The sequence below is a fragment of the Fusibacter sp. genome, assembly GCF_057447755.1.
The window spans coordinates 1-9765 of the sequence record NZ_JBVBZF010000126.1; the positions used below are offsets into that span (position 1 = coordinate 1).

12 protein-coding genes are annotated in these 9765 nt (G+C 35.9%); 11 read left to right on the top strand and 1 reads right to left on the bottom strand.

The features are described from left to right. Positions 1-36: 36 nt before the first annotated feature. The 4 genes from AC220I_RS13415 to AC220I_RS13430 all read left to right on the top strand — a co-directional run bounded on the left by AC220I_RS13415 (position 37) and on the right by AC220I_RS13430 (position 3287). Positions 37-399: a PilZ domain-containing protein gene (locus tag AC220I_RS13415; RefSeq protein WP_486724355.1), complete on the top strand. Its 363-nt coding sequence runs from the start codon at positions 37-39 to the stop codon at positions 397-399. Positions 400-617: 218 nt separating this feature from the next. Further along, positions 618-1568 (top strand): phosphoglycerate dehydrogenase, encoded by a 951-nt coding sequence (locus tag AC220I_RS13420; protein ID WP_486724356.1) that lies wholly within the window; start codon positions 618-620, stop codon positions 1566-1568. A gap of 160 nt (positions 1569-1728) precedes the next feature. Beyond that, the gene (rlmN, locus tag AC220I_RS13425) at positions 1729-2766 is read left to right on the top strand and encodes a dual-specificity RNA methyltransferase RlmN (protein ID WP_486724366.1); all 1038 of its coding nucleotides are present in this window, start codon (positions 1729-1731) and stop codon (positions 2764-2766) included. A 113-nt stretch (positions 2767-2879) separates the two neighbouring features. After that, positions 2880-3287: a hypothetical protein gene (locus AC220I_RS13430; protein ID WP_486724357.1), complete on the top strand. Its 408-nt coding sequence runs from the start codon at positions 2880-2882 to the stop codon at positions 3285-3287. A 116-nt stretch (positions 3288-3403) separates the two neighbouring features. On the opposite strand, the gene AC220I_RS13435 is transcribed toward AC220I_RS13430, so the two are convergent. Next, entirely contained in the window at positions 3404-3646 is a 243-nt protein-coding gene (locus tag AC220I_RS13435) for a hypothetical protein (protein ID WP_486724358.1), read from the bottom strand. A gap of 160 nt (positions 3647-3806) precedes the next feature. On the opposite strand from AC220I_RS13435, the gene AC220I_RS13440 reads away from it, so the two are divergent. The 7 genes from AC220I_RS13440 to AC220I_RS13470 all read left to right on the top strand — a co-directional run. After that, on the top strand, positions 3807-4229 hold the full coding sequence (locus AC220I_RS13440; RefSeq protein ID WP_486724359.1) for a universal stress protein: 423 nt from the start codon (positions 3807-3809) through the stop codon (positions 4227-4229). Between the two features lie 240 nt (positions 4230-4469). Then, complete coding sequence (locus tag AC220I_RS13445) at positions 4470-6167, top strand: 5'-nucleotidase C-terminal domain-containing protein (protein ID WP_486724360.1); 1698 nt, start codon at positions 4470-4472, stop codon at positions 6165-6167. Positions 6168-6334: 167 nt separating this feature from the next. After that, a complete protein-coding gene (mnmL, locus tag AC220I_RS13450; RefSeq protein ID WP_486724361.1) occupies positions 6335-7276 on the top strand; it encodes a tRNA modification radical SAM protein MnmL/YtqA in 942 nt (313 codons plus the stop codon). A 23-nt stretch (positions 7277-7299) separates the two neighbouring features. Next, on the top strand, positions 7300-8121 hold the full coding sequence (locus tag AC220I_RS13455; protein WP_486724362.1) for a GTP pyrophosphokinase: 822 nt from the start codon (positions 7300-7302) through the stop codon (positions 8119-8121). Then, positions 8118-8840 (top strand): tRNA 2-thiocytidine biosynthesis TtcA family protein, encoded by a 723-nt coding sequence (locus AC220I_RS13460; RefSeq protein WP_486724363.1) that lies wholly within the window; start codon positions 8118-8120, stop codon positions 8838-8840. Before AC220I_RS13455 ends, AC220I_RS13460 begins: the two co-directional genes overlap by 4 nt. 8 nt (positions 8841-8848) lie before the next feature. Then, on the top strand, positions 8849-9541 hold the full coding sequence (locus AC220I_RS13465; RefSeq protein ID WP_486724364.1) for a metallophosphoesterase: 693 nt from the start codon (positions 8849-8851) through the stop codon (positions 9539-9541). Positions 9542-9553: 12 nt separating this feature from the next. Beyond that, positions 9554-9765, top strand: a 212-nt coding sequence (locus AC220I_RS13470) for a DUF6648 family protein (RefSeq protein WP_486724365.1), incomplete at its 3' end; no start/stop codon positions are given.

Here is a 9765-nt window from a genome sequence, read left to right on the forward strand (position 1 = left end):
AAAGGTAAGAAATAACAAAGAATAGGAGTGATCGGGATGAGGGAGAGAAGAAAAGCACACAGAATACCTTACAAAGCGGTTATGACAATTGATGAAGTATATAATCAACAAGATGTCATCAAAGAGTCTAGAGAAATTCCAATTGAAGTTTTGGATATCTCAAAGGGCGGAATCGGATTTATTGCTCAAGAAGAGTTACCCCTTAACTATTATTTTAATGCAAAAATTGACCTTGGAAACAAAAGACAATTTTATAGCGTGCTCAGAATAATGCGAAAAGAAACACTGCCACAAGGGTTTAATTATGGTTGTGAGTTTACCGGTCTTGCAGATATCTTATCTTTATACATTGATGAGTTTGAAGATGAAATCTACGGTGATGATAAGCCCGAGAAATGATATCCCTGAAAAATAATAAACCTGAAAAATAATAAGTAATTTTGCCGCCTTTATGTTTGTCATTTTATAAAGGATTGAAAACAATTTTAACTATATTGACAATAATATGCAAAGCCAGCGGATTCGCTGGCTTTAAATATCGGTGTGAAGAAGCAGTCAACCAAAAGGATGCATTAAAGATTTATAAGCACTAAGTTTTTAAGAAGAGGAGGACCGTGATGAAAGTCTTATTTACGTATGATTATGGACATGAACAAATGAATAAAATTGAAGCTCTGGGATATGAAATTCTCTATATAAAGGAAAACGAAATCGCCCAAAACATAGATCAAATTATTGAATTTGCGCCTGAGGTCTTAGTTTGTTACAATCCTTTTGCCCAGGTCTCACTTGAGAGATTAAGCAGTATAAAATGGATACAACTGTCCAGTATTGGCGTGGATCAAGTACCTGTTGCTTCTGTTATGGCACAAGGCATAAGGGTGACGAATAATCGTGGTGGCTACTCGATTCCAATGGGTGAATGGATTGTATTTCAGATGCTGTATCACTACAAATACGCAGGATACTTTCAAAAAATGCAGTCGGATAGACACTGGAAATTAAATACTGAAATAAGAGAGTTAACTGGACGAAATGCGCTTTTTATTGGAACTGGAACCATTGCCAGAGAAGCAGCAAAGCGCTTAAGTGGTTATGAGATTAACTGTATTGGTATCAATACCGATGGCAGGGAGACGCCCTATTTTGACACCTGTTATGCAATGCAGGACATGGACAAGCACCTATCAGAAATGGATTTTGTCATCTTGACAATACCACATACAAAACTGACTGAGGGTCTTATGAATCAGGCTAGATTTAACAAGATGAAAGAGGACGCAGTCTTAATAAATGTTGCTAGAGGCAGTTTAATTGTCGAAAGTGATTTAATTCAAGCCCTTGAACGCGGCCTATTCTTGGGTGTTTCCTTAGATGTGTTTGAAAAGGAACCTTTAGAACCTTCTAATCCCCTATGGCAATATGAGCGCGTCATGATTACACCTCATAACTCATGGATATCAGAGCATCGCAATGAGAGAAGGTTTGAGATGATTTATAAGAATTTGAAGGCCTATAAGACTGGCGATGCCTTGAGCAATCTTGTAGATTTGAAAAAGGGCTATTAAAAGTCCTTGATTAAGAGGGCCTACATGAGAAAAATGATTTTATTATTAATAGAGGACTCAAATAAATTCAAAATGAAATTTGACAGCAAGTTTTAGATAAGTTCTAGGGCATGAATCGTTTATAGTTTGAGTCTATTCCCAAAAGAAAGTGAAGATGAAAATGATAGATATTAGAAATTTAACACAGGAAAGTCTCAATGAACATTTGATTTTAATGGGCGAGAAAGCCTTTCGTGCAAAGCAGGTCTTTGAATGGATCAACAAAGGTGCTCAATCCTTTGATGCAATGAAAAATCTGCCTAAGGATTTAATCGAAAAGTTGAAAGTAAATTTTATTCTTGAAAACGCGACAATTATTGAAAAACTCGTATCCGAGGATGGTACGATCAAGTCGCTTCATAGGCTGGCGGACGGCAATGTAATCGAATCAGTTTTTATGACTTATAAACACGGTTTCAGCGCGTGTATCTCAACACAAGTAGGCTGTAGAATGAACTGTGCATTTTGTGCTTCCACCCTAAATGGTATGATTCGAAATTTAACTGCTGGTGAAATGTTAGGCCAACTCTTTGAAATTCAAAACCTTACAGGAAATCGAATTGATCATGTGGTTTTAATGGGGAGCGGTGAGCCTCTTGATAACTATGATGAAGTCCTTAGATTTTTGAAAATGGCCTGTCATGAAAAGGGATTAAATCTCTCGGGTAGAAACATTACGCTCTCCACTTGTGGGATCGTACCCCAAATTTTGAAACTCGCTGATGAAAAGCTTCAAATTACACTGGCAATATCACTTCATAATCCCTTTGACAGTGAAAGAACCGCAATTATGCCAATCAATAAAAAGTATGCCTTAAGGGACTTGCTTGCTGCAGTTGACTATTACATTGAAAAAACGAATCGTCGAGTTACCTTTGAGTATGCACTTATTGAAGGTGAAAATGACTCAGACAAGCATGCAGAAGCTCTAGGCGCTATGCTAAAAGGGAAGTTGGTGCATGTAAATTTAATTCCGATAAATGCTGTTAAAGAAAAACAAATGAAACCTTCTCAAAATTCTAGAATAAATAGATTTAAAACAATTCTAATGGATAAGTATAATATTAACACCACAATAAGAAGAGAATTAGGTTCAGACATTAATGCCGCCTGTGGGCAACTTAGAAATCAGCATATTAAAATTAATACGGGGATTTAATTGTCAGAAAATACGAATTATTCTGACTAAAAAAAATTTAATGTTTTGAAGGAGTTTCTGTTATGTATCTAGAATAATACAATTAAGTGGTAAATTTAAAGGAGGAGATTCAAATGGTTACTTTAATAGCTGGGAAAAAAGGAACAGGAAAATCCAAAGAAATTGTAAAAATGGCAAATGACATGGTATCAAAGGTAGATGGCAATGCGATCTTTATCGATGATGACAATCGTGCAATGTATGACTTGCACCATGACCTCAGATTTATCAATATGGAAGAATTTCCGATTGAAACTGGTGAAGAATTTTTCGGTTTTATTTGCGGATTAATTTCAAACAACTACGATATCCAAAAAATATTTATTGACGGTATTTTGAACTGTGTTAAGATCGAACTCGATAGATTACCTGCTTGGTTTAAAAAGATAGACGACATATCAACAGCATTTTCAGTTGATTTTATTATAACTTTGAATTACGAAAGTGCACTCCCGGATGCCCTGCAAAAATTTACACATTAACCAGGAACTCTTTTACTTAAAATAATAAAGGTCACATGTGATAAAATATCACGCGTGACCTTTTTTAATGTCATCATTAAATTAAACTTAATCCTATGCTTGTAAGCTGTAATCTGCTAGATCAGAAATTTTTTCCCGAGATATTTTTTAACGAGTTCCTTGTCTGAGAAATCATCAATAATAATTTCTTCGCCTGTTTCCTCAAAAATGACGAGTATTTCAGTGCCGCCTTCTTTAAAGGCTTTTATGACAGTGGATTCGTTCAGCTCGCGTACTTTGTTTTTATGATGCTTAATTTTTTCGAACTCTTTGGTATAGATTGCACCAGTAAGTCCGATGACTTTTGTATATCGATTCATTTACAACCCTCCTTGCATATTCTATTATATAGGACTTAGTCCAGTAATACAATGGACCTAATTGGTTAAGAAAAATTTATGAATTTTTAATTTTAGAACATCTTTTATTTGGTATAATAAAAGAGTATGGGTTTACAGAGTAATCTAAAGGAGATTAAATATGAGAAGAAAGAAAAAAGTCATGGTCTGCGTCACACAACAGAAATCGTGTGAGCGATTAATTGATTATGGTGCTAGCCAGATTTCTTCTGAACACGATGAGTTGCACGTTGTGCACGTCGTCAAAGAAAATTGGAAGTATTTCGGACAACTAAAAGAGGAAGATGCACTAGAGTACTTATTTGATGTATCTAAAAGTCACCATGCATCTCTTTCGGTCATTAAAGCAAAAGATATAGAGAAAACGCTTTCTGACTATGCGGAGAAATACAAAATCAACTGTATCATCATGGGCGAATCCTTTGAAAAGGATGAACAGCAAAATATGATCAATAGATTACAGGAAAAAACTAAAACAAAAGTTAATTTTCAAATTGTACCTGTTAATTTTGATGATGAAAGTGATATTATTTCAATCGAATAAAGGCTTAAAAAAAGAGCAAAGAAAAGATGCGAAACTAGAGGACCAATTTAGTTTATGCCTCTTTTTTTTTATAAAAAAATGAAAAAACATGTTAACATAATGTTATGTAAACGTTAAAAAGTCAACTATACAAAAATATTTTTATAAAATATATACAAAAATTAATAAAATGTTTGTATTCACTAAATTAGGGTTATAAAATAGAGGTGAGTAAAATTATTTTATAATAGGAGGCGTCACATGTTTAATGGTAAAAAAGTACTTGTTATGATGATGACATTCGTTTTAGTCATGTCGACAATCTTGCCTGCAATGAGTTTTGCAGAAGAAACTGTAACCATCGATATTTATTCATTTAATGACTTTCATGGTTCATTAATTGAAAGTGGAAAAAATGTTGGGATGGCAAAACTAGTGGGTGCAGTTAATGCCTTGAAAGCAGAAAATCCAAATACACTTGTGGTATCAGCAGGTGATAACTATCAGGGATCTGCTATGTCAAACCTCTCTTACGGAAAACCTGTAAGTGATATGTTCAAATTGCTAGATGTAACTGTATCGGCAGTTGGTAACCATGAGTTTGATTGGGGCGTAGGCAAGATTACGCAGTGGTCTCAAGATGGTAATTTAACATTCTTAGCATCAAATATCTATGATAAAAACACTGGCGAACCTGTAGCTTGGGCTAAACCATACGTGATTAAAGAGCAAGGTGGCAAGAAAATCGCGTTTATCGGTTTAACAACTCAAGAAACTGCTTACAAGACTAAAGCTGAAAACGTGGCAACTTTAGAGTTTAAAGCGCCTGCTGAAGCAGCTAAAATCTGGGTAGATTACTTAATGGCTGGAAAAGATCCTTCTGGTAAACCAGATGCAATTATCGCATTAACACATATTCCTGCATCACAAGAAGGTTATGGTGCGGATCCTACGCTTCCAGTTACAGGGGATGAAATTGCAGCAATTACTGCAGTTAAGGGCATTGATGGCGTTGTATCAGCTCATAACCATGCTACAGTGGCTGGTTATAGCAACGGTGTTCCTGTGGTTGAAGCGTACTACAATGGTAGAGCACTTGGCCATTTATCATTAACATTCACTGGTGCTACATTGGCAGTTACACCTTCTGTTGATAATTTATACAAAAGAAGTGCCGATATAACGCCAGATCCTGTGGCACTTGCAACATTTGAAGCTTGGAACAAGGACTTAGCACCAACATTAAATGAAGTTCTTGGTAAAGCAGATGGCACATTCTCTCATGATCGTTATGAAGGCTCTTCAACAACTGTTCTTGGAAGATGGGTTTGTGAGACCATGGCAAAAGCTGCTGGCACTCAAATCGCAATTCAAAATGGTGGCGGTTTAAGAAGAGATATTCCTGCTGGTGATGTTACCTATGGTATTTTATATGAAGTAATGCCTTTCGATAATACACTTGTAACAATGAAATTGTCAGGTGCAGATTTATTAAAAAATATCGAGCATGGTATTGCAAATGCTGAAATTGGAAATGCTTCTTTCTCAGGATTACAAGTAGATTTTGATTCAGAAAGAGAAATGGGCAGTAGAGTTTTAGGTTTAAGACTGGCTGATGGTACTCCAGTTAAAATGGACCAATACTACACAGTTGTCATCAATGACTTTATGTATCCAAAAGGTGATAATTTTGATTTTACAGGCGCAATTGAAGTGAAAGATACTTTTATACCAATTAGAGACGTTCTTGTAAATGAAATTAAGGCTGCTGGTACAATCAAAGCCATGGCTGCAGATTATGCAAAAGAGTATGACACTTATAAAGTTGTATCTGGCGATATGCTTTGGAAAATTGCTAAGAGATTAGGCACAACTTACCAAAATCTTGGTCAGATTAATGGTCTTAAAAATGTAAACATGATTTATGAAGGACAAACTTTATTGGTACCACAACAATAATCTATTCATAATCAAAATAATGAGAAGGGCTTTTGTCTGCACAACTAATGTTGGGCAGATAGAAGCCCTTTTTTATGGGGTGTATTTAAGAGAAACCCCTTAAAGTTCTTAACCGAAAGAGGCTTTTATATGGTAAAATAAGATGAAAATATATTGTGAGGCAATTGATGGGCTATCAAAAATACAGTGAATATTTAATAAAAAAATATGGCGAAAAGGTTTATAAAATTCCAGTGAATATACCATGTACCTGTCCAAATAGGGATGGTACACTTGGAAGCGAAGGTTGTATATTCTGTGGTGATGTCGGCGCAGGATTTGAAGCACATTCACCAGACTTATCCATTACTTATCAGATTGAAAAAAATTGTGAACTTATTCGAAATAAATATAAAGTGAATAAGTTTATTATCTACTTTCAAAATTACACCAATACTTATATACCCCTGGCACAATTTGAAACGAATCTTCAAGAAGCCATTCGACAAGATGTTGTTGGCATCAGCATCTCAACGAGGCCGGATTCAATTCCAAATGCATATCTTGACGTGCTAAAGCGCATTCAAATAGAATATGACCTTGATATTGAGGTTGAACTGGGATTACAGTCTATTAACATCAATACATTAAAGCAAATCAACAGGGGACATGGTCTGGCTGAATTTATAGATGCGGTTCATCGAATTCACAGCTATGGCTTTTCAGTTTGTGCGCATTTGATTGCCAACCTACCCTGGGACACCGATGAAGATTTTATAGAGGCTGGAAGAGTCTTATCTGCCTTGAAGGTAGGTTCAGTTAAAGTACATTCACTTTATATCCTTAAGGATACAAAGCTGGGTGAATTATATGAGACCAATCAAATCCAAATAATTTCTCATGAGGCTTACTTGGAGCGATTGGTGAGCTTCATCGAAAACATATCAAGTGAAATGGTCATCCAAAGGTTGTTTGGAAGAGCACCAGAGGATAAAACCTTATTTTGCAATTGGGGGATGAGCTGGCGGAAGTTACAAAACCAATTTGAGTCGATTGTTGAAACGCGAGACATAAAACAAGGTGCCTTGTATGATCTTGGGCTTAATAAGTCGATTCAGATTAAGACATAAATAGTGCGTTTAGGAGGGATAGAATGAAAGTTATTAGAGAATGGAAAACAATGTTGATTCCATATGAACAAGCCGTCGAAGAATTAAAAGTAAAATTTAAAGCCATCAGAAATCAATATAGAGAATTAAGTGAGTATTCTCCAATAGAATTTGTTACTGGACGCGTTAAAAAGATTTCGAGCATCATTGAAAAAGCTGAACGTAGAAATATTGCACTTGATCGCATTGAAGAGGAAATGGAAGACATAGCCGGCATTAGGGTGATGTGTCAGTTTATAGATGATATTTACCGTGTGGTGGATTTAATTCACGAGAGAAGCGGTAAGGATTTTGAAGTCCTTTATGAAAAGGACTATATTAAAATGCCTAAGGAAAGTGGCTATAAGAGTTATCACATTATTGTCAAATACCCAGTCCATACAGCACTTGGGACTAAGGAAATCTTATGTGAGTTTCAAATTCGAACTCTAGCCATGAATTTTTGGGCGACAATTGAACATTCCCTAAGTTATAAGTACAAATCACAAATTCCTGAAAATATTAGAGAAAGACTTCGAAACTCAGCAATTGCAGCAACACAGCTTGATGAAGAAATGACTGAAATTAGTAAAGAGGTCATAAACGCTCAACTAATGTTCGAAGAAAAATCAAATACAATCAGAGACATAACCACACATATTCAAATTCTCTTTTCTCAGGGAATGGAGCGCGAGGCCATAGACTTTGAAAAACGTTTTGAAAACATCAAGGACGATGATAATATGCTTGAGCTTGAACAACTCTTGGCCGATATTAAGAAAGCCTTGCCTAGATATAATATTTTCGAGAAGGGTGCGCTTAAATGAAAAGATGGATGCAAAACCTGTTTTTGATCCCCATTAGACAGGCAATAGATGAGTATCAACTCATAAAGACCGGTGACAAAATCCTTGTTGGCGTGTCGGGGGGCAAGGACAGTTCTTTACTTTTATATGCACTTGGTATTTTAAAGAAGTTCAAAATTTATGATTTTGAAGTCTCGGGTTTTATGGTTAATCATGGTATGCTTGAGAACTTTGAAGCCCATCATGATTATTATAAAAAGTTGGGTATTTCCATTATAATTCATGAAGAACCCTTTGTTTTACTTTCAAATGATGTCAGTCCGTGTTATACTTGTTCTCGTATGAGAAAAGGCATCATGCGTAAATTTGCCTTAAATGAAGGCTACAATAAGATCGCCTTTGGTCATACTAAGGACGATGTTGTTGAGACCTTTATGATGAACATTATAAAACATGGCAAGATTGCTTCAATACCACCTGTGGTAGAGGATGAGGAAACCGAGTTGAAAATGATAAGACCCCTCATCTACCTAGAGGAAACAGCCATTATAAAAGCTGTAAAGGGCCTTGAAATTCCAGTTGTAGGTTCTACCTGTGAACATGCAAAAACGAAAATTCGTGAAAGGTCAGAGCATATGATCTCACTTATTGAAGAAGAATTTCCAGAGTACTCAAATCAAGTGATTAAAGCACTTTCAAATATTGACATAAATCGTACACTTGTAAAATTAGAGGAGTAAAAAGTCTCATGAGCATTTTTGTAATTGGTGATTTACATCTAAGCTTCAATACCAATAAACCCATGGATGTTTTTGGTGAAGATTGGTTTGAACACTATAAAAAGATTGAGTTGGACTGGAAAAGCAGGGTATCAGATGAAGACCTTGTCATTATTCCAGGAGATACCTCATGGGCAATGAACTTTCAAGAGGCCCGTGTAGACCTCGAGTGGTTAGAGGCTCTACCTGGACAAAAGGTACTCATAAAGGGCAATCATGATTATTGGTGGTCATCCAAAACTAAAATGGACAGCCAATTTGAATCGATATCTTTTATCCATAACTCAATTCACAGCTTTAAGGATATTGCCGTCTGTGGTACGCGAGGATGGCTCTGTCCAAATGAAGTTCAGTTCACAGAAGATGATGAGAAGATTTACAAAAGAGAGGCTTCAAGACTTGAGAACTCTTTGAAAATGGCAGTGGCGAAAGGGTACAAGCAAATTGTTGTAGCACTTCACTTTCCGCCGACAAACGATAAAAGAGAGCCATCAATGTTCACTGAAATCATTGAGCGCTATCCTGTAACACATGTGGTCTATGGCCATATACATTCAAAAGAATATTTTAATGCAACTCTAAAAGGACTTCACAATGGGGTTTTATATTATTTAACATCGTGTGATTATTTGGCGTTCAAGCTTCTGGAGCTTGATGTTTAGAAAGGTAAAAATTTGAACAGAGTTTATGAATTTGGCAATAAAAGATTGGAACTGATACAAAGATTAGAAGTTGGGGAGCTTGATAAAGAGACCTTTATCCTTGAGAATTACAGATTGATCGGAAGTTATACGCCACAGAATTTCAATGTAAATTCAGTGGAAGAAGGCGTGGTTAAGTATCATTACTTTAATACAAAGGCAAAAAAATTGATGTTAGAGGCAGA

Excerpts from the sequence above, each read along its gene's own strand:
- AC220I_RS13415 (WP_486724355.1), top strand. The coding sequence starts at position 37 with ATGAGGGAGAGAAGAAAAGCACACAGAATACCTTACAAAGCGGTTATG.
- AC220I_RS13420 (WP_486724356.1), top strand. The coding sequence starts at position 618 with ATGAAAGTCTTATTTACGTATGATTATGGACATGAACAAATGAATAAA.
- rlmN (WP_486724366.1), top strand. The coding sequence starts at position 1,729 with ATGATAGATATTAGAAATTTAACACAGGAAAGTCTCAATGAACATTTG.
- AC220I_RS13430 (WP_486724357.1), top strand. The coding sequence starts at position 2,880 with ATGGTTACTTTAATAGCTGGGAAAAAAGGAACAGGAAAATCCAAAGAA.
- AC220I_RS13435 (WP_486724358.1), bottom strand. The coding sequence starts at position 3,646 with ATGAATCGATATACAAAAGTCATCGGACTTACTGGTGCAATCTATACC.
- AC220I_RS13440 (WP_486724359.1), top strand. The coding sequence starts at position 3,807 with ATGAGAAGAAAGAAAAAAGTCATGGTCTGCGTCACACAACAGAAATCG.
- AC220I_RS13445 (WP_486724360.1), top strand. The coding sequence starts at position 4,470 with ATGTTTAATGGTAAAAAAGTACTTGTTATGATGATGACATTCGTTTTA.
- mnmL (WP_486724361.1), top strand. The coding sequence starts at position 6,335 with ATGGGCTATCAAAAATACAGTGAATATTTAATAAAAAAATATGGCGAA.
- AC220I_RS13455 (WP_486724362.1), top strand. The coding sequence starts at position 7,300 with ATGAAAGTTATTAGAGAATGGAAAACAATGTTGATTCCATATGAACAA.
- AC220I_RS13460 (WP_486724363.1), top strand. The coding sequence starts at position 8,118 with ATGAAAAGATGGATGCAAAACCTGTTTTTGATCCCCATTAGACAGGCA.
- AC220I_RS13465 (WP_486724364.1), top strand. The coding sequence starts at position 8,849 with ATGAGCATTTTTGTAATTGGTGATTTACATCTAAGCTTCAATACCAAT.